The sequence below is a fragment of the Shinella sp. S4-D37 genome (assembly GCF_040812195.1).
In the GTDB taxonomy this organism is placed as follows: Bacteria; Pseudomonadota; Alphaproteobacteria; order Rhizobiales; family Rhizobiaceae; genus Shinella.
Genome location: NZ_JBFNXL010000003.1, coordinates 248383 through 269430, shown reverse-complemented (window position 1 = coordinate 269430; position 21048 = coordinate 248383). Strand labels below are relative to the sequence as shown.

13 protein-coding genes and 2 pseudogenes are annotated in these 21048 nt (G+C 62.3%); 12 read left to right on the top strand and 3 right to left on the bottom strand.

Going from position 1 to position 21048, the window contains the following annotated elements:
* Positions 1-109: 109 nt before the first annotated feature.
* The 10 genes and pseudogenes from AB3G45_RS05220 to AB3G45_RS05175 all read left to right on the top strand — a co-directional run.
* A complete protein-coding gene (locus AB3G45_RS05220; protein WP_367829569.1) occupies positions 110-766 on the top strand; it encodes a GntR family transcriptional regulator in 657 nt (218 codons plus the stop codon).
* 138 nt (positions 767-904) lie between these two features.
* Positions 905-1585 (top strand): HpcH/HpaI aldolase/citrate lyase family protein, encoded by a 681-nt coding sequence (locus tag AB3G45_RS05215; protein ID WP_367829568.1) that lies wholly within the window; start codon positions 905-907, stop codon positions 1583-1585.
* Between the two features lie 32 nt (positions 1586-1617).
* On the top strand, positions 1618-3219 hold the full coding sequence (locus tag AB3G45_RS05210) for an ABC transporter substrate-binding protein (protein WP_367829567.1): 1602 nt from the start codon (positions 1618-1620) through the stop codon (positions 3217-3219).
* A 35-nt stretch (positions 3220-3254) separates the two neighbouring features.
* Positions 3255-4859, top strand: a complete 1605-nt coding sequence (locus tag AB3G45_RS05205; RefSeq protein WP_367829566.1) for an ABC transporter substrate-binding protein — start codon at positions 3255-3257, stop codon at positions 4857-4859.
* 33 nt (positions 4860-4892) lie between these two features.
* Entirely contained in the window at positions 4893-5873 is a 981-nt protein-coding gene (locus AB3G45_RS05200) for an ABC transporter permease (protein WP_367829565.1), read from the top strand.
* A gap of 59 nt (positions 5874-5932) precedes the next feature.
* Entirely contained in the window at positions 5933-6748 is an 816-nt protein-coding gene (locus AB3G45_RS05195) for an ABC transporter permease (protein ID WP_367829861.1), read from the top strand.
* Complete coding sequence (locus AB3G45_RS05190; RefSeq protein WP_367829860.1) at positions 6741-8429, top strand: ABC transporter ATP-binding protein; 1689 nt, start codon at positions 6741-6743, stop codon at positions 8427-8429. Before AB3G45_RS05195 ends, AB3G45_RS05190 begins: the two co-directional genes overlap by 8 nt.
* Positions 8426-9217 (top strand): HpcH/HpaI aldolase/citrate lyase family protein, encoded by a 792-nt coding sequence (locus AB3G45_RS05185; protein ID WP_367829564.1) that lies wholly within the window; start codon positions 8426-8428, stop codon positions 9215-9217. The genes AB3G45_RS05190 and AB3G45_RS05185 overlap by 4 nt, the downstream gene beginning before the upstream one ends.
* Positions 9217-10047 (top strand): fumarylacetoacetate hydrolase family protein, encoded by an 831-nt coding sequence (locus AB3G45_RS05180; protein WP_367829563.1) that lies wholly within the window; start codon positions 9217-9219, stop codon positions 10045-10047. Before AB3G45_RS05185 ends, AB3G45_RS05180 begins: the two co-directional genes overlap by 1 nt.
* A gap of 97 nt (positions 10048-10144) precedes the next feature.
* Positions 10145-10345, top strand: a pseudogene (locus AB3G45_RS05175) (IS701 family transposase); the annotation flags it as partial.
* 143 nt (positions 10346-10488) lie between these two features.
* Here the strand turns inward: AB3G45_RS05175 and AB3G45_RS05170 are convergent.
* The 3 genes and pseudogenes from AB3G45_RS05170 to AB3G45_RS05160 all read right to left on the bottom strand — a co-directional run.
* Positions 10489-10631: pseudogene (locus tag AB3G45_RS05170) on the bottom strand (transglutaminase N-terminal domain-containing protein); the annotation flags it as partial.
* A 69-nt stretch (positions 10632-10700) separates the two neighbouring features.
* A complete protein-coding gene (locus tag AB3G45_RS05165; protein ID WP_367829562.1) occupies positions 10701-10988 on the bottom strand; it encodes a hypothetical protein in 288 nt (95 codons plus the stop codon).
* Positions 10989-11082: 94 nt separating this feature from the next.
* Complete coding sequence (locus tag AB3G45_RS05160; RefSeq protein ID WP_367829561.1) at positions 11083-11364, bottom strand: hypothetical protein; 282 nt, start codon at positions 11362-11364, stop codon at positions 11083-11085.
* Positions 11365-11992: 628 nt separating this feature from the next.
* Between AB3G45_RS05160 and AB3G45_RS05155 the strand changes: the two genes are divergently transcribed.
* Together AB3G45_RS05155 and AB3G45_RS05150 are read left to right on the top strand one after the other, a co-directional pair.
* Positions 11993-12244, top strand: a complete 252-nt coding sequence (locus tag AB3G45_RS05155; protein WP_130520967.1) for a DUF1488 family protein — start codon at positions 11993-11995, stop codon at positions 12242-12244.
* Between the two features lie 102 nt (positions 12245-12346).
* On the top strand, positions 12347-20983 hold the full coding sequence (locus AB3G45_RS05150) for a glucoamylase family protein (RefSeq protein ID WP_367829560.1): 8637 nt from the start codon (positions 12347-12349) through the stop codon (positions 20981-20983).
* Positions 20984-21048: the final 65 nt, after the last annotated feature.

Below are 21048 nucleotides of genomic sequence, written 5' to 3'. Positions count from 1 at the left end.
GTCGGCCAAGACGTGCGATCTGCGTTGACATTGTAATCTGAAGCATGAACTCTCAGTGACGATTGTTCCTTCCGGTGCGGCAGGAGTGTCAACGGTAAGCGAATTCGTCATGATGAAGAAGAAAATTGATGTTGTGAACGAAGTAGTGAATCTCGTAAAGCGAGATCTCGTCATGGGCAGGCTGGCTCTTGGCGAACACATTTCCGAAGACTCCCTTATCTACCGTCTGGACATCAAAAGAAATGCTGCGCGCGAGGCGCTGGCTGAGCTTGATCGTCAGGGCGTTATAGAAATTGCACCTTTTCGAGGCGCTTATGTCCGTCGTCTGAGTGCCGATGATGTCCGCCAGATATTCGACACGCTGTGTGTTTTGTATCGCGCCTGGGGTGGCATGATCGACGGTCCGCTGGCAAAGCCTGCCGTTGATGAACTCGAGCGGCGGCGGTTGCTTCACAGCGAAAGTGTAGAAAGAGGCGATCCCGAAGCGATCTACCTGGCCAATGCGAGTTTTCACGCAGGCGTTTTGTCTACGCTGGATAACCGATTTCTGGCAGAGACCATCGACCGCATGGAGTCGTATCTGCACAATGTGCGATATCATCTGGTGTTTTCTCGGAAGGAATACACCGATGAGGGGTGCCTGCAACATGCAGCAATGGTCAGGTACCTTCACGATGGGGATGGAGAGGCATTTGCAGAGGTCTGCATCATGCATATCTCTCACGCGAAAAATTACTACTCTAATTCAAATGTATTTTTGAAGTAGCATTTTATATATTTATTTTATCTCAGTTCTGTAAGTATTGATCGTATTATTGATAATCCGAACGATAATTTTCCATCTTGTCTTTTGTACGGGGCCCGCCAATCTGTGTGTCAACGAATGCAGCGCAGAACGGGCACCATGGGAAAGAGTTTCAAGGAAAAGCTGGCAGCGAACGAGCCTGTCATCGTCGTCAACACCGATCATGCATCGGCGTCGCTGACCGAGGCAGTGGCCCGGAACGCAGTGGATGCGATCCTCGTCGATTGCGAACACGGCTTCGCGTCCACCGAGCGCGTTCAGGATATGTGTAGGGCAGCGGTCGTGGCCAATGTTCATTCGATCGTGAGGCCGGAGACTTTCACAAAATTCTATCTTAACCGCTATCTCGATGCAGGCGCACGCGGTGTGATGGTTCCGCATGTCGATACGGCCGAACGGGCACGCGAAATCGTCGAGACGGTGCGTGGCGTGTGGTACCGGGACTTTTCGGACATGGTGATCACGCTCATGATCGAGTCCAGGCAAGCGGTCGATAACCTCGATGCGATCCTCGAGGTGAATGATGTCGACGTCCTCTTCATCGGCCCGGACGACCTTTCGCAATCGATGGGTTATGCCGGACGAAGCGATCACGATGACGTGCAGGCGGTGATCGGAGCCGCGATCGACAAGATTCGCAGCGCGGGCCGGCATGTCGGCACCGCAGTCAACAGCCGCAATGTCGCAAAGTTCCGGGCGCTTGGTTGCCAATATCTATACACCCATGTCGACAGCTTCATCGGTGTCGGCATCGAGGATTTTCGCCAGCGTCTGGCTTGAGCGGCAGACGAACAGGTTACCGGGAGGAGAACATGATGGATGATTTGAGCCGCAAGCTGCAGCAGGCCGGGGCGCTAGCCGCGCGCAACAAGGTTTCGCGCCGCGACTTCATGCAACTGGCCATGGCAACCGGCCTGACGGCGGCGGGGGCCGGCACGCTGTTTGCCACCGCAGCTCGTGCGGAGCCGAAAAAGGGCGGCTCGTTCCGCATCGGCATCTATCACGGCGCTACGACCGACACGCTCGATCCCGCCACATATTCCGGTGGCATGGTGGCCACCGCGCTCTGGGGCGGCGGCGCCAACAGCCTCACCGAAGTTGACTCAAAGGGTGCCGTCAATGGCGATATCGCCGAAACTTTCGAACCCTCCGACGGCGCGCGCAAGTGGATGTTCAAGATCCGTCCCGGCGTGACCTTCCACGATGGTAAATCTGTTACGGCGAAGGACGTGATCGCGTCCATCCGTCATCACATGGGGCCGGACACGAAGTCGGGCGCGAAGTCGATCCTTGCCTCGGTGCTGGACGTCCGCGAGGACAATGCTTCGACCGTGGTGTTCGAGCTGTCCGAAGGCAATGCCGACTTTCCCTTCCTCCTCAGCGACTATCATTTGGCAATCATGCAAGCCAATGAGAACGGCACTGCAAACTGGCAGACGCCCGTTCGCACCGGTCCGTTTACGATCGAGCGCTTCGAACCCGGCGTCCGCACATTGCTCAAGCGCAATCCCAACTATCATCGCGATGTCTGGTTCGACGATGTGACAGTCACCGTGATCGCCGATGTGGCCGCGCGCACCAACGCCTTGCTCACAGGCGCCGTCGACTACATCGATCGCTGCGAGCTGAAAACGCTCAACCTGCTGGAGCGCAACAGCAATATCGAGGTCGACAAGGTCACCGGCTATGGGCATCACATGTTCATCGCCAATGTGACACAGGCGCCCTTCGACAACAGGGACGTTCGCACGGCGCTCAAATATGCGATCGACCGCGAGGATATCGTCAGGAAGGTCTTTGCCGGGGTCTACAGCCCGGCCAACGACAACCCGATCGCGCCGACGCTGCAATATGCGATCGATCCCCAGCCGGTCCACAAATACGATCCCGAACGAGCGCGCAGCTATCTGAAAAAGGCCGGGCTCGATACGCTGTCCATCGACCTCTCCGTCTCGGACGCGGCTTTCGCCGGCGCCGTCGATGCGGCCTTGCTCTTCAAGGAGCATGCAAAGGCCGCCGGCATCGAGATCAATGTCATACGCGAGGCCGCCGACAGCTACTGGGACAATGTCTGGATGAAGAAGTCGTTTAGCGCCACGTCGCTGAATGGACGTGCCACGGCCGACTGGCTCTTCACGACCAGTTACGCTGCCGAAGCGCCGTGGAACGAGACGTCCTGGAAGAACCCGCGGTTCAACGAACTGCTCGTGCAGGCCCGCGCCGAACTGGACCAGGAAAAGCGCGCGGCGATGTATGCTGAAATGCAGCAACTGGTGCATGACGACGGCGGTCTCATCAACGTCGTCTGGAGCACATATGTCTCGGCGCATTCGAAGAATGTCGCCCATGGCGAGATCGCCGCGAACTGGGAAAACGACGGACGCAAGATTCCCGCTCGGTGGTGGACCGCGTAACGAACCAGGCAATCAACAAAAATCAGGGGAATACCATGAACGACGCAAGCGATATGCTTGGCCGCGCGAAGAATCGCGTCGCCAAAAATCAGATGTCACGCCGTGACTTCATGCAACTGGCCATCGCGACAGGCCTCAGCGTCACCGCGGCGCAGGCCCTGCTGACGACGCAGGCGCAGGCACAGCCGCAGCCGAAAAAGGGCGGTTTGCTCCGCCTCGGCATCAGCAACGGTTCGACGAGCGACTCGCTCGATCCCGCGACCTACAACAATGCCATGACCAGCACGACGCTCTGGGGCTCGGGGGCCAACAGCCTGACCGAGGTCGACGCTGCCGGCAATATCACTCCCGACCTTGCCGAGAGCTTCGATTCCTCCGACGGCGCGAAGACATGGATGTTCAAGCTGCGCCGCGGCGTGACCTTCCATGACGGCCGCAGCCTGACCGCAAAAGACGTCGTCGCCTCCATTCGCCATCACATGGGGCCCAATACGAAATCGGGCGCGAAGGGAGTTCTCGCCGCTGTCTCGGATGTGAAGGCCGATGGCGACGAGACGGTCGTTTTCACGCTGAGCGGCGGCAATGCCGACTTCCCGTTCTATGTCAGTGACTATCACCTGCCGATCATGCAAGCCAACGACGACGGATCGGCCAACTGGCAGTCGATGGTCCGCACCGGTCCGTTCATCATCGAGAGCTTCGAGCCCGGCATTCGCGCATCGCTGAAGCGCAACCCCAACTACCATCGTGACGTCTGGTTCGACGAACTGACGCTGACCGTCATCACCGATGTCGCGGCGCGGACCAACGCGCTGGTCACCGGCGCCGTCGATTACATCGATCGCTGCGAACTGAAGACCGTGGGGCTGCTGGAGCGCAACCCGGATATCGAGATCGACAAGGTCTCCGGCTATGAGCATTTCATCATGGTCATGAACACCACGGTCGCCCCGTTCGACAATCCGAAGGTGCGGAATGCGCTGAAATATGCGATCGACCGCGAGGACATCGCCAAGAAGGTGTTTGCGGGCATCAATACCGCCGCAAACGACAATCCCATCGCGCCCTCGATCCAGTTCTCGATCGATCCCCAGCCGGTTCACCGCTACGATCCCGACAAGGCGCGCGCCCTGCTGAAGGAGGCAGGCCTCGACCGCCTGTCGATCGACCTGTCGACATCGGATGCTGCTTTCGCCGGGGCGGTGGATGCCGCCGTGCTGTTCAAGGAACATGCCAGGGCGGCGGGGATCGACATCAACGTTATCCGCGAGCCGGCCGACAGCTACTGGGACAAGGTCTGGATGAAGGTGCCAATGTGCGTCACCTTCTGGAACGGGCGCCCGACGGCGGACTGGATGTTTGCCAATACCTATGCGGCGGGTTCCCAGTGGAACGAAACGGCATGGCAGAATGCCCGCTTCAACGAACTGCTGCTCGCGGCACGGGTCGAGACCGATAACGACAAGCGCGCCGGCATGTATGCCGAGATGCAGCAACTGGTTCATGACGATGGCGGCCTGATCAACATCGCCTGGAGCACAAACGTCTCGGCGCACAACAAGTCACTCTCTCATGGTGCCATCGCGACCAACTGGGATATTGATGGCCGCAAGCTCGCATCGCGTTGGTGGCGTAGGTGAGCCTTCTCGTGGACGGTTACCGGAGGGCGGTTCTTGCAGTTCGTTAGTCATCCCCTGGTGAGGACGCTGGGCCAGCGCCTTGCGCTCGGCCTCCTCACCTTGTTCCTGGTGTCGATGCTGATCTTTCTCGCCGTCGAGCTGTTGCCGGGCGATTTCGCTCGGTCCATTCTCGGGCAGTCGGCGACGCCTGAGACCGTCGCGGCGTTCCAGCGCGAAATCGGTCTCGACCGACCCTTCGTCACCCGTTACGTCGACTGGATCTCCGGCGCGCTTGTCGGAGACTTCGGGTCTTCGTTCTCTTCGCGAGAAGGGTATTCCCGCACCGTCGCCGATATCGTCGGACCGCGGCTGCTGAACACCTTCATTCTGGCCGGCGCGACCGCGGCCATTGCCGTACCATTGGCCCTGGGTCTCGGTATCCTCTCGGCACTCTACCGCAACAGCCTGTTCGACAAGGTTGTCAGCATACTGACCCTGATCACGATCTCGCTGCCGGATTTCTTCATCGCCTATATCCTGATGCTCTACATGGCGATCAAGTTCCGGTGGTTCAGTTCGCTCTCGAACGTCAATCCCGACATGGGCTTCTTCGACATGCTGCCGTTGCTCGTGCTGCCGGTCATGACGCTGACTCTGGTCATCGTCGCGCATATGATGCGCATGACGCGGGCATCGATCATCGGCCTGCTCGCCAGTGCCTATATCGAGATGGCGCATCTCAAGGGGCTTTCGCCGCTCCGAGTCATCCTGCGCCACGCGCTCCCGAATGCCTGGGCGCCGATCGCCGTCGTCGTGGCCTTCAACCTGGCCTACCTTGTGGTCGGTGTCGTGGTGGTCGAGGTTGTCTTCGTCTATCCGGGAATCGGCCAGGTCATGGTCGACGCTGTCCGGACGCGCGACATTCCTGTCGTGCAGGCCTGCGCCCTGATCTTTGCCGCGACCTACATCCTGCTCAATCTGGTCGCCGACATCGTTTCCATCGTCACCAATCCCAAACTGTTGCATCCGAGATGATCGACTTCATTCAGATTCCCCCGCGGCCCGCCCGCTTCACGCTGAGGGCGATCGGCAAGATGCTGGCCAAGGCACCCGTTACTGCCCTGATCGGGTGCGTCGTCATCACGATCTACCTCCTGGTGGCACTCTTCGCGCCGTTAATTGCGCCCTATCACGAATCCGCCGTCGTCTCCGACCAGGCGTTTGCCATGTGGAGTTCCGAGTTCCTGCTGGGAACCGACCAACTGGGGCGCGACATGTTCTCCCGCCTGATCTACGGCGCCCGCAATACGATGGGGCTGGCGATCGCCACCACGATGCTGTCCTTTTTTACCGGTGCCACGCTGGGTATTCTGGCGGCCAATTTCGGCGGATGGTTCGACCAGGTCTTTTCTCGCGTCGTCGACACGATGATGTCGATACCGTCAGTCATATCGGCACTTATCCTGCTGTCGATCTTCGGATCGTCACTGATCAACCTGGTGGTCATCATCGCCTTGCTGGACTCAACGCGTGTGTTCCGGCTGACGCGGGCGGTAGCGATCAATGTGACGGTGACCGACTTCGTCGAGGCCGCCAGGCTCAGGGGCGAGAAGACGTTCTGGATCCTGCGTCGGGAAATCCTGCCCAACATTGCGCCGACACTGGTGGCCGAGTTCGGGCTGCGCTTCTGCTTCGTCTTCCTGAGCATCTCGGCACTGTCGTTTCTCGGCATAGGAATCCAGCCCCCGACAGCCGACTGGGGCTCCATGGTGCGGGAAAACGCAACGCTCATCAGCTATGGCGACATCACGCCGCTTCTGCCGGCAGGCGCCATCGCGCTCCTGACGATCGCGGTCAATTTTGTCGTGGACTGGTTCCTGGATCTCTCGAGTGGTATTCGCGATGAATAAGGTTCCTGCAGGTCAGGATGGGAAATCCGCGCCGGATGACACCCTTCTGCGCATCCGCGACCTCCGCATCGAGGCGAAGAGCAGCGAGACATGGCAGCCGATCGTTTCGGGCGTCGATCTGACGCTTCGGCGTGGCGAAGTCCTCGGGCTCATCGGCGAATCCGGCGCCGGAAAGTCGACCTTGGGCCTTGCGGCACTCGGTTACTTCCGTCAGGGGTGCCGTGTCACGTCCGGCGTCGTCGAGTTCGATGGCCGCGACCTGCTGACGATGAACGAGAGGGATCGCCGAGCGCTGCGCGGGTCGCGTATCGCCTATGTCGCCCAGAGCGCGTCGGCATCCTTCAATCCGGCGCATCGTTTGATTGATCAGACGATCGAGACTTCGACGGCGCGTAATGCGTCATCGATCGACGCTACGAAGGCGGCGTCGATCGAGCTGTTCCGGCGCATGCAGCTTCCCGATCCGGAAACAATTGGCCTGCGTTATCCGCATCAGGTGTCCGGCGGGCAATTGCAGCGCATCATGACTGCGATGGCGATGTCGACAAGGCCGGATCTGATCGTCTTCGACGAGCCGACCACCGCGCTCGACGTCACGACGCAGGTCGAGGTCCTGGCCGCCATCCGCAAGGTCGTCAGGGAATTCAATACGGCAGCCATCTACATCAGTCATGATCTGGCCGTGGTCGCCCAGATGGCGGATCGCGTCATGGTGCTGCGCCACGGGAAGCTCGTGGAAGAGGCTGCGACCCGCAAGATGCTGGCAGCGCCAGAGGCGGACTATACGAAGACGCTCTGGGCGGTTCGCAACATCGAAAAGCCTGTGCGGCGTGCGGGCGAGATCGCGCTGAGCATACGCGGGCTCTCGGCACGCTATGCCGGCATCAGCCACAACGTGCTCGATGGCATTTCGATCGACGTGCCCAAGGGGCACACCGTGGCGCTCGTCGGTGAATCCGGCTCGGGCAAGTCGACGCTCGGTCGCGTCGTCAGCGGGCTCCTTCCTCCACATTCGGGCGAGATTCTGCTTGGCGGGAAAGCCCTGCCGACCCGTTTCGACGGGCGGTCGAAGGAGTTGCTGCGCCGCATTCAGTTTGTCTATCAGTCTGCCGATACCGCGCTCAATCCGCGCCAGACGGTGCGGGAGATACTCGGCCGGCCGATCGAATTCTTCCTGGGGCTCAGGGGGACGGAGCGAGACCGGAAGCTCGGCGAACTCATGCATCTCATCGAACTCGATGCGAGCTTTGTGAATCGGCTGCCGCGGGAACTGTCAGGAGGGCAAAAGCAGCGCGTCAATCTTGCTCGCGCTCTGGCGGCCGATCCCGATCTCATCATCTGCGACGAGGTCACGTCAGCGCTGGATCAGGTGATCCAGGAAGGCATCCTCAAGTTGCTGATGAGGATACAGGAAGAGAAGGGCATTACCTATCTCTTCATCACCCACGATATCGCGACGGTGCGGGCGATCGCCGACCAGGTGGTGGTCATGCATCGAGGCAAGGTGGTCGAACAGGGTGATCGTGATGACGTCCTGTCGGGACCATCGCCGGCCTATACCGAACTGCTTCTCTCTTCCGTTCCTGACATGAATCCGGATTGGCTGACCAATCTCCTCAACGCGCGCTCTGGCAAGATCGACAACGCGCTTCCCTCCAACGCTTTGAGAACAATCCCATGACCAAAAACATGAACGTCGAACCGACATCGGCGATGCGCATCGGGACCTGGATTTCACTGCATCATCCGGCCATGGTGGAAATCATCGCGCTTGCAGGCTTCGACTTCCTGCTCATCGACGGCGAGCACGGGCAGGTATTGCCTCACGCCCTGCATGAACTGGCTCCCGCCGTCGAGGCGGCGGGCAGCAGCATTGTCTATCGCGTCCCCGCCAATCGGCCGGAATATATCAAGGCGGGCCTGGACCAGGGTGCATGGGCCGTCATGGTCCCGATGGTCGAAAGCGTCACCCAGGCCCGCGCCGCAGTGGACGCCGCGAAATATGCGCCGCTGGGACGGCGCGGCATCGGCCCGCTGCGAGCGTCACGCTACTACGCACAGTTCGGCAGCTACCTCGAACAAGCCAACCGCCGGACCGAACTGATCGTACAGATAGAGTCGCGTGACGGACTGTCTTCAATGCGCGAGATTGCCGCTATCGATGGCGTGGACTTGCTCTATGTCGGCCCAACCGATCTGGCCGACTCTCTCGGGGAGCCGCTCGGCAGCATGTCGGCCACAATGCTTTCGGCCTTCTCCGACGTCGCACGCGCGGCACAACAGGCGGGCAAGGTCGCGGGAATCGATTGCGCAGATCCCTCACTGATTGAGACGTTTTCCACCATGGGTTTTTCCTTCTTCAGTGTCGGTGGCGATGCGCAGTATCTGCTGGAAGGGGCCAATGCCACGCGGGTTGCGGCATTGCGCTATGCCGGGATCAATCGTTGCGCCGATGGCGGAACAGCGTAATGAAGATCTGCCGTTTTAACGACAATCGCCTCGGTCTCGTGCAAGGAGAGGTGATCGGTGATGTGACGCACGTGCTCGATCTCCTGCCCAGCATTCGCTGGCCGGCGCCGCATGGCGATCTGCTCATCGAAAACCTTCCTGTGATACTCGAAGCGCTAAATGGGCTTGACCTGCCGGGCACAGTGCATCGTGTACAGGACGTCAAGCTGCTGAGCCCGGTTGCCAACCCTTCAAAGATCATCGGTGCCCCCGCCAATTTCATGCCCGAGGACGGATCGACGCCGAAAAGGACCGCGCGGGACATTGGCATGTTTCTGAAGGCAACCAGCTCGATATGCGGGGCCGGCGAAGGGGTCATCGCCGACTGGCCCGGCTGGATTGTCGAGCACGAGATAGAGCTTGCCGTTGTCATTGGCCGAAAAGGTTTCGCCATCTCGGAGAAAGATGCGCTCGGCTACATTGCCGGCTACACCATCGGTCTAGACATGACCGCGCGAGGCACGCAGGACAGAAGTTTCCGCAAGTCGTTCGACAGTTTCTCCGTGCTAGGCCCGTGGTTGGTTACTCCGGACGAACTGGGGGATCCCAACGTTGTGGAGCTTATGCTATCCGTCGATGGAAAATGCATGCAGCATGCTAGTACTGCATCATTGATATTAAACATACAGCAGCTCGTTGAATACACATCGAGCATCTATACTCTCCACCCTGGGGATGTGCTCATGTCCGGGTCCCCCGATGGGGTGTCGCCGGTATCTGCAGGGGCGCGGATCGATGCATCGATCAGTGGGATCGGAACCATGGAGGTCTTTGCAAGGGCTCTGGAATAAGTACTCAGTTTCACCTGAATACCGGTGCTTCAGCGCCGACACCAACGTTCCCTGTTTAGGCGACGCTGGACGATCGAGGAATGCTTCCTGCGCGCCAAAGACGGATCTCGGTCTCGATCATTGCGAGGCGCGATCCTGGCACGGTTGGCATCGCCCTATGAGCCTGGTGATGGCTGCCGCTGCATTCCTTGCAAGGATTTCCGCATGCGACTGCAGTACTAGCCGGAAGCGGCGGATGTCCTCCGGCGTCGCGGTGTCGGGCGAGCGTCCGAGAAGCGCGGCGAAGCGCCGGACGTGACGAATGTAGTCCTGCCTCCATGGTCGGCTTGCCGGCCGCTACCTGCTCAAAGGCTACGAATACTACGCCATCTCAGGCCAAGGCGCCCCTCCCGCCAAGCGGGTTCGTGCTTGCGGTGGGAAACCGAATGGCAGGTTTTGCGCGGGCTCCGGATCGACCTTCAGGTGAGAACTCAGAAGCGTTTGATCGAAGCTGTCCCTTGGCCGGAACAGCAGTCTGTGCTCCCCAAACCCCACGCGCCTTTATACCGGTAGGAGGTGACATGCCGGACGGAAAATATAGTCATTCCACCACCCGATAACGGTGGGGCAAGCGGCGCCGGGAGGGCTGTCGATAACACCGAACGGTCCGCGTTTTATGGGGTGGCGGGTGCACCGGACTTGGGGATTTTCGCATCGCGCACCAATGCTTCATCAATTTCCATCGCCGACACCTGCAGGAACTGCCGCTTGGCAATCTTCACCGCGATTGCGGGAACCTCGAGGTGAGTACCCACTCGCCGGTAAGAGGTGAAGCTCAGGCCTTCGATCAGCTCCTCGTCCACGACGAGACGATAGGTGCCGGGTTCCAGCGGCTCGACCAGGGAATTGAGGTTGAACGGGTGCATGAAAGTGATTTCGGTTTCCGTGGTTCTTTCGGTCATTTCCGTTGCTTTCCAATTTGCGCCGGACCTGGTGAGTGCGCTCTGCCCGTCCTGACGGGGATATATGTGCGTGAAGACCCGCATGGGCGGGTGCCTATTCTTCCGCGCGATTTGGGCTCGCCGATCCGCCCTCGTTTTCCCAGACGTCGAGACCGATGTTACGGTTCTTGCGTCGGGACGCCTGCGAAAGAGGATATTTATCGGTGCCGATCATCGCCCCTTGTATCAGGCGACCGAGGTGACGGACTTCTCTATTCTCTACGCCAGACTTGGCGAGAAGGTTCTGGGTCTCGTAGTCTGCGTCCTTGAGGATTTGTCGCAGAGCGGTTTGCCGGCGGTTTGCATCCGTCAAGGCGCCTTTGAAGACAAGGATCATCATACCCATCCTTCGATCAGGATGTAGAGGATCATCGCAAGACTTGCCGCGGATACAGCGTATCCGATCAGATCTGCGAAACGATGTTTGTTCTGATGGTGGAAGATGGAAGACATGATGTCCTCCTCGCTTTGGGGCCAGGGTAATCAACCCTTAAACAGCAGCGCCCGTAAGATGGCTGCTGGAGCAATCACAATGAACCGCCTCCGCTGTATTGGCAAGAAATCAATTGCGTTCGTTTGGAGGCATCCGTTGAGGCTGTGGCGGTCCGGCGACACGGTAATTTTGCCAAGACAATGGAAATCCAGCTGGATTTTTTCGCTTTGGCGCTCTGACCGGAAACGAAATAACAGATAAAATTCCGCTGTCTTCTTTTATGTAAAAATAAAAAATTAGAACTCGCATTTCCGTGCTATGATGATTTCGGATTTAAAGCTCCACGCGTCGCGCGGTCCCTATAGAGATTTGCAATTGCAAGCTTTATTTTTTTTCTGAATTTCAGAACATTATGCCGTTTGACAGGCGGTTCGTAGTTTTTTCTTCTTTAATCTGGCGAGAATGCTCGCAGATCGGTGTCGAAATCTTCGCGTTGAGGAGACACGTCATCCACGTATCGCAAGGAGTTCTCATGAGTCTCAGTTTTCCAAACCAAAGCCGAAGCTATGAAGAGGCCGGCAAGCGTATCCGCTTCATTGGTCATGACGGCATGTTTGAGATTCCGTTCTTCGCGGGGGCGGACCTGTTTCCGGGAGTGACGTCCGAAGCCGGTTATCTCAGGGCTTTCGACGATGCCCGCGTTTCTGTCTACAAGGCGGCGCGGCGCGCCTATTCCGGCGCTCGCCGGCCGATCTATGTCCTGACGCGCGCCGATTTCGGCTGATCCGCAGGATGCGCTAGCGCGCCTCGCCGACCCTCAATCCAACAATGACCGCCGGGCCTTGCCTGGCCGGCTGCTTGGCCGCGTCCGGGCGAAGGAAATGTCATGGCCAGAAACCAGAAGCGTGGCGTCGAAGACGCCGGCAACTCGGAAACCGCGGTGGTGGAAAGGGTTGTTGCCAAAGCCGTGTCCTATCCCGAGGCGGGTGCCAAATCCGTCCCCGAACCGCGAGCGATTGAGGGCGGGAAAGGCGAGGGCGTGCTTCGCTCGCTTGCTTTCGGGGTCGGCCGAACGTCGCGGGCGCCGTGGAACGATCCGGCACCGGTGCGCGAAGAGCTGTTCGGGGTCGAAAGGCTCGAGCAGCATGCGACGACCCTCGCGCTGGCGCAACCGGTGACGCGGCGGCCGCCCTCGGTCCAGTCCTTGCACAAGCGATTGAAGAACAACGCGGCCGTCCTGCTTGCAGCCTACCGTGCCAGCGCGCTTGAGGTCGAGAACGAGCACGGCGTCGTGCCGGCAGCGGAATGGCTGCTGGACAACTATCATCTCGTCGAGGAGCAGATCCGCGAGATCCACGACGATTTGCCGCCCAATTATTACAGGCAGTTGCCCAAGCTCGCCGAGGGGCCTTTCGCCGGGTATCCGCGCGTGTTCGGCATCGCCTGGGCCTTTGTCGCGCATACCGACAGCCATTTCGATTCCGAGACGCTTGTCCGGTTCATCGCCGCCTATCAGAAGGTCCAGCCGCTGACGATCGGCGAGCTGTGGGCCGTGGCGATCACCCTGCGCATCGTACTCGTCGAAAACCTGCGAAGGCTGGCGGACCAGATCACCGCCGGGCGCGGCATGCGCGCGCAGGCGGACGCGCTGGCCGACCGGCTGCTTGCAGACGACACCCGTGACAACGCGCTGCGAACCGTTTCCGACGGTCCCTTGCCGGAGCTCGTCGCGGCCCAGCTTGCGAAACGCCTGCGGGATCATGACCCCAGCACGACGCCGGCCCATGGCTGGCTGGAGGCGAAGCTGGCAAGGCAGGGCACGTCGGTCGACGTCGTCGTGCGGCATGCCCAGCAACGCCAGGGCGCTTCCAACGTCACGGTCCGCAACATCATCACCAGCATGCGGCTGATCTCCGATGTCGACTGGGCCGATCTCTTCGAAAGAGTCAGCCTCGTCGATGCCCGCCTGTCCGCCGACGGTGCCTTCGGCAGCATGGATTTCGCTACACGCAACCTCTATCGCAGCGCCATCGAGGACCTCGCCCGCGGCTCAGACCTGTCGGAACTCGACATTGCCGGGCTGGCGGTGAAAGCGGCACAGACAGCGCCGGTTGTGGGGGATACCGCCTCGCAGGTCGAACGCGTGGGCGATCCCGGCTACCACCTGATCGCGGAAGGGCGGCCGTCCTTCGAGCGCACCATCGGCTTCCGCCAGCCCCGCCGCCTGATGGCCGGGCGGCTGGTGGCGCACACTGGTATTGCCGGCTATGCCGGGGCGATCGGCGTGGTGACAACGATGTGTCTCGCCCTTGCGCTGTGGTTGCTGTCCGCCAGCGGCCTTTCCGCGCTCGGCATGATCGTCTTCGCCGTTCTGGCGCTGCTGCCGGCGAGCGATATCGCAACGGCGCTCGTCAACCGTTTCGTGAGCTGGAGCCACGGCGCGACGAGCCTGCCGGGACTGGAACTCGCGCAGGGCGTCCCGCAGTCATCGCGCACGCTTGTCGTCGTGCCGACGCTCATGACTGGTCGCGCCGAGCTGCTGGAGCAGATCGAACGGCTGGAGGTCCATCATCTCTCCGGCGCGGGCGGCGACCTGAGCTTCGCGCTGCTGACCGATGGCTGTGACGCCTCGCAGGAGAGCGCCGAGGGCGATGGCGAGCTTCTTGCGCTGGCCATCGAGACCATGGCCGAGCTGAACCGGCGGCATGGACCGGGCCCGGCTGGCGACCGCTTCCTGCTGCTGCATCGCAAGCGCCGATTCAATGCCGGCGAAAACGTCTGGATGGGCTGGGAGCGAAAGCGCGGCAAGCTGCACGAGCTCAACCGCCTGCTGCGCGGCGCCACCGACACCAGCTTCATGGCGCTCGGCGGAAAGCCGCCGTCCGTCCCGCCGGACGTGCGCTATGTCATCACCCTCGACGCGGACACAAGACTGCCGCGCGACACGGTCCTGCGGCTGATCGGCAAGATGGCGCATCCCCTCAACCGGCCGCGCTTCGATACCGGGCAGCAGCGGGTGGTCGACGGCTATGCGATCATCCAGCCGCGTGTCACCCCGTCGCTTCCGGTCGGGCGCGAAGGCTCGCTCTATCAGCGGGTCTTTTCCGCGCCCGGCGGCATGGACCCCTATGCGGCGGCCGTCTCAGACGTCTATCAGGACCTGTTCGGTGAAGGCTCCTATACCGGCAAGGGCATCTACGACGTCGATGCCTTCGAGGCGGCGCTGGCCGGGCGCATTCCGGACAATACCCTTCTCAGCCACGATCTCTTCGAGGGCACGTTCGCGCGGGCGGGGCTCGCCTCCGACGTCGAGGTGGTCGACGATTTCCCGGCGCGCTACGACGTCGCCGCACGGCGGCAGCACCGCTGGACGCGCGGCGACTGGCAGTTGCTGCCCTGGATCTTCGGGCGGCGGGCGCTTCCCGCGCTCGGCCGCGGGAAGATGCTGGACAACCTGCGCCGCACCCTGATCGCGCCCTCGACCTTCGCGGCCCTGGTGGCCTGTTGCGCGATGCCGTTGCAGGCGGGAATGACGGGGGCGCTGCTGATCGCGTCCTGCATCGCCATCCCCGCGTTCCTGCCGCTGGCCTTCGCCATCCTGCCGCGCCGCAGCGGCCTGCAATTGAGCAGCCATGCCGTCAGGCTGGCCGGCGACCTGAAGCTCGCGGCGATGCAGATCGCGCTCGGCCTCGCCTTCCTGCCCGACCAGGCATGGCGCAATTGCGATGCCATGCTGCGAACCGCAAGCCGCCTGCTGGTGACGCGCCGGAAACTGCTGGAATGGACGACCGCGGCGACATCGGGAAATCGGACACGGCTGACGCTTGCCGGTTTCTACCGCGACATGGCGGGCGGAACCGTTGCAGCACTGGTCCTTCTGGCGGCCGCCATCGCGTTCTCGCCGGCCTCCTGGCCTCTGGCGCTGCTGTTGTCCGCGCTCTGGCTGGCCGCGCCCGCCATCGCGCTCTGGGTCAGCCGGTCGCCGACGACAAGGCCGGGCAAGGCGCTTTCGCAGGCCGATGCGGTGGAACTCCGGCTCGTCGCGCGACGCACATGGCGGTTCTTCGAAACCTTCGTCACGCCGCTGGAAAACATGCTGCCGCCGGACAATTTTCAGGAAACGCCGCTGCCGGCCGTCGCCCACCGCACCTCGCCGACCAATATCGGCCTCTATCTTCTCTCGACGGTCGCCGCGCGCGACTTCGGCTGGGTGGGAACCCTCGAGGCGCTCGAACGGCTGGAAGCGAGCTTCACGACGCTCAAGACGCTCGATCGTTTCAACGGGCATTTCTTCAACTGGTACGATACGCGCGATCTGAGGACCCTCGATCCGCCCTACGTCTCCTCCGTCGACAGCGGCAATCTCGCCGGCCACCTGATCGCGCTGGCGAATGCCTGCGAGGAGTGGGCCGAGATGCCTCCGGCGGAAAACGGCGAGGGTTTCGGCGATACGCTGGCGCTTGCCCGCACGGCCCTTGCGGACGCGCCCGGCAACCACCGCGCCGACCTTTCGTCCATTCTCGACGAGGTCGAAATCCTTGTGGGCGGCCCGCAATCCATCGACGCTGCAACGCCGGCACTGACGCGCCTGCTGGACAAGGCACTGGAACTGGCGGGGCTGGCAGAGGACGGCGCGGCCGTCGATCTCGTCTTCTGGATCGCGGCGCTGAGACGATCCGTCAGCCAGTCGGCGCGCGACCGGCAGGCGCTCCGCGACGATCCCGCCGCCGTGAAGGGCCGGCTCCAGGCCATTGCGGACACGGCCCGCACCATGGCGCTCGACATGGATTTCGCTTTCCTGTTCGATCCCGACAGGAAGCTGTTGTCCATCGGCTTTTCGCTCGCCGACAACGGCCTCGACCCCAACTGCTACGACCTTTTGGCGTCCGAAGCACGCCTTGCGAGCTTCTTCGCCATCGCCAAGGGCGATGTCGGCACGCGGCACTGGTTCCGCCTCGGCAGGGCGGCGACGCCGCTCGGCAGCGGCTCGGCGCTGATCTCCTGGTCGGGCTCGATGTTCGAATATCTCATGCCGTCGCTGGTGATGCGCGCGCCTGCTGGAAGCCTGCTCGACGACACGAACCGGCTCATCGTGGCGCGCCAGGAGGCCTATGGGCGGTCGCGGAACGTGCCCTGGGGCGTATCGGAATCCGCCTTCAATGCGCGGGACATCGAGTTCACCTATCAATATTCCAATTTCGGCGTGCCGGGGCTGGGGCTCAAGCGCGGTTTGTCGGGCAACATGGTCGTCGCGCCCTATGCCACCGGTCTTGCCGCCATGGTCGATCCCCATGCCGCGCTCGACAACTATCGGCGTCTCGAAGCCATGGGTGCCCGCGGCGCACACGGTTTCTACGAGGCGCTGGACTTCACCCGCGCCCGCCTGCCCGAAAATGCGAGCGTCGAGATCATCCGCAGCTACATGGCCCACCATCAGGGCATGACCATCGTCGCCATCGCCGTCCTCCTGCAGGACGGGCGCATGCGGGCGCGGTTCCACCGTGAGCCTATGATCATGGCCAGCGAACTGCTGCTGTCGGAGCGCATGCCGCGCGATGTCGCGATCGCCCGCCCGCGTGCCGAGGAGGTCAAGGCATCCGCGGGCATTTCGCTGAACCCCGCGCCCTCGGTCCGCCGGCTGTCGCTACCCGCTACCGGCGCGCCGGTCACGCACCTGCTCTCCAACGGACGGTATGCGGTGATGCTGACGGCCTCGGGCGGCGGCTACAGCCGGTGGCGCGACATCGCCGTCACGCGCTGGCGCGAGGACGCGACCCGGGATGATTGCGGCAGCTTCATCTTCCTCAAGGACATGCAGGCCGGCACGGTCTTCTCCCCTGCCGTCCCATCCATGGGCGACAAGGCCGACGCCTCGGTGGTCTTCGGCGAGGATCATGCGCAATATATCCGCCATGACGAGACGCTGACGACGGAAATGGACGTCATCGTCTCCGGTGAGGACGACGGCGAGGTGCGCCGCATCTGCCTGACGAACAGCGGACGGCGGGTGCGCGAGATCGAGCTGACCTCCTATGCCGAACTGGTGCTCGCCACCGCGGCGACCGACAATGCGCATCCGGCCTTCGCCAAGATGTTCGTCGAGACCGAGCACCTGGCCGAATATGGCGCACTCGTCGCCACGCGGCGGCGACGAGTGCCCTCGGAAGCCGAGATCTGGGCCGCCCATTTCGCCGTGGTCGAGGGCGATGCGATTGACGCTCCGCAATACGAATCCGATCGCGCCCGTTTCCTCGGGCGCGGCCGCTCCGTCGCCACCGCCGCCGCCATCCGTGACGGGGAGGCGCTTTCCAATACGGCGGGAACCGTCCTCGATCCGATCTTCGCGCTGCGCCGCAGCGTGCGGGTCGTTCCCGGCAAGGTGGCGCGGGTCGCCTTCTGGACGATCGTCGCAGGGTCGCGGGAAGAACTCCTCGAACGCATCGACAAGCATCATGACAAGAATGCCTTCGACCGGGCGAAGACGCTGGCCTGGACGCAGGCGCAGGTGCAGCTTCACCATCTCGATGTGGACCTGGAGGAGGCAGCGGACTTCCAGCGTCTTGCAGCCCCCATCCTCTATGCCGACGCGCGCTTCCGCCCGGCCTCGGACGCCATTCTCGCCGGTGCCGGCCCGCAGTCCGGCCTCTGGCCCTATGGCATCTCGGGCGACCTGCCGATCGTGCTCCTGCGCATCGAGGATATCGAAGACCTTCCTCAGTTGCGCCAGATGCTGCGCGCCCACGAATACTGGCGCATCAAGCGGCTCGCCGTCGATCTGGTGATCGTCAACGAGCGCGCCGCCTCCTATGTGCAGGACCTGCAGAACGCCGTCGAAGCCTCCGTGCGCTCCAGCCAGTCCCGCCCGCGCTTCGGCGACATGCCGGCGCAGGGCGCGGTTCATGTGCTGCGCGCCGATTTCCTGAGCCAGGACACGAAAAACCTTCTGAACGCGACCGCGCGCGTCGTGCTGCCAGCCCACCGCGGCCTCATCGCCGACCAGCTCGCGCGTCTTTCCCCTGGCATCGAGCACTCTTCTGCACCGCCGCCGCGGTTTTCGCGAACGGCTTCGGCCGAGATGGTCGCGCAGCCGGAAACGCTGGAATTCTTCAATGGGTTGGGCGGCTTCGGCAGGAACGGCACGGAATATGTGACCGTGCTGGAAAACGGCGCGACGACGCCGATGCCCTGGATCAACGTCATCGCCAATCCCGCTTTCGGCTTTCAGGTGTCGGCCGACGGTAGCGCCTATAGCTGGGCCGAAAACAGCCGCGAGAACCAGATCACGCAATGGTCCAACGATCCGGTCGGCGACCCCTCCGGCGAGGCGTTTTACATCCGCGACGAGGAGACGCTCGACCTCTGGAGCCCGACGGCCCAGCCGATCCGGGACGAAGGGCGTTATGTGGCGCGCCACGGCTTCGGCTACAGCCGCTTCAGCCATCGCGCGCACGGGATCGAAAGCGAGCTGCTGTCCTATGTGCCGCTCGCCGATCCGATCCGCATTTCGCGGCTGACGCTGACCAACCGTTCGTCGCGCCCGCGCCGGCTTTCGGTCACCAGCTATGCCGAATGGGTGCTCGGCACCCTGCGGGGGGCAAGCGCACCGTTCATCGCCACATCCGTCGATGCGGCAACGGGGGCGATCTTCGCACGCAACGGGTGGGCTATGGGCTTTCCCAGCCGCGTCGCCTTTGCCGATCTTGGCGGCCGGCAGACCGCATGGACCGCCGATCGCACGGAATTCCTCGGACGAAACGGCAGTTCCGCGAGGCCCGCGGCTCTCGGGACGAGAATGCCGCTCGGTGCAAAGGTAGGCGCGGGCCTCGATCCGTGCGCCGCGCTGCAATGCACGATCGAACTGGACGCGGGTGAAAGCATCGAGATCGCCTGCTTCCTCGGCCAGGCCGCTTCGAGCGAGGAGGCCGGTGCGCTGATCGCCCGCTACCGCGCCGCCGACCTCGATGCGGTTCTTTCCGATGTTGCCGGCCATTGGCAGACGCTGCTGGAGACCGTGCAGGTCAAAACGCCGGACCGGGCGATGGATATCATGCTGAACGGCTGGCTGCTCTACCAGACGCTCGCCTGCCGGATATGGGCGCGCTCGGCCTTCTACCAGGCAAGCGGGGCCTATGGCTTCCGCGACCAGTTGCAGGACGGCATGGCGCTGACCTTCGCCCGGCCGCAGGAGGCGCGGGTGCATATCCTGCGCGCTGCCGGACGGCAATTCACCGAGGGAGACATGCAGCATTGGTGGCTGCCCCATTCGGGCGCGGGCGTTCGCACCCGGATTTCCGACGACAGGGTCTGGCTCGCCTTCGCCGCCGCCACCTATGTCGGAACGGCCGGCGATGCGGCGATCCTCGACGAGACCGTCCCGTTCCTGGAAGGCCCGGACCTTGCCGAAGGAGAGCACGACGCTTTCCTCCAACCCACGTCCACGGGCGAGGCCGCCTCCCTCTTCGAACATTGCGCCCGCGGCCTCGACCAGGCCGTCGCGCTCACCGGTCGGCACGGCCTGCCCCTGATGGGTACCGGCGACTGGAACGACGGGATGAACCGGGTCGGCGAGGGCGGCGAGGGCGAGAGCGTTTGGCTCGGCTGGCTGCTGATCCGCACGATCGACCTTTTCGCGCCTTTTGCCGAGGGCCGCGATCCCGAACGTGCCGCGCGCTGGAAGGCGCATGCCGCAAGCCTCAAGGTCTCCATCGAACGGGAAGCCTGGGACGGCGACTGGTATCGACGCGCCACATTCGATGATGGTGCATGGCTCGGCTCGAAGGACAGTGACGAATGCCGGATCGACAGCATCGCCCAGTCCTGGGCGGTTCTGTCCGGTGCGGCCGATCCCGTCCGCGCCGCCGCCGCCATGGCGTCGCTGGAAACCCATCTGATCCGCAAGGACGACGGCCTCGCCCTCCTGTTCACGCCGCCTTTCGACGCAACCCTGCGTGATCCCGGCTACATCAAGGGTTATCCGCCGGGCCTGCGCGAAAACGGTGGCCAGTACAGCCACGCCGCCATGTGGGCGATCCTCGCTTTCGCCCGACTGGGCGATGGCGACAAGGCGCACGATCTCTTCACCTTGCTGAACCCGGTCAATCACGCAGGCACGCCCGAGGCGGTAGCGCGCTACAAGGTCGAGCCCTATGTGATCGCCGCCGATGTCTATTCGGTCGCCCCTCATGTCGGACGCGGCGGCTGGACATGGTACACCGGCTCCGCCGCCTGGATGTACCGAGCCGGCATCGAGGGCATCCTCGGCCTGCACCGGGAGGGTACCGTCCTCGTCGTCGAACCTTGCATGCCGAAATCATGGCCGCAGTTCGAGGCGACGATCAGGATGGGCGATACCCGATACGACATCCGCGTCGAGAGGGCTGTGGATATGGCCGAAGGCCCGTTCTCTGTGACACTGGACGGTTCTCCAGTACCCCATGCGGACACAGCAATCCGCGTCCCCCTGGATGGGCTTAGGCACACTCTCTTTATCGTTGGACGAGGTGAAGGAGAGACATCCTTGTGAGCGCTGATGTTCTATGGATAGCAAGAATTTGACTGCCGGCGCAGGAAGGTTTCGGTTGCCCCGAA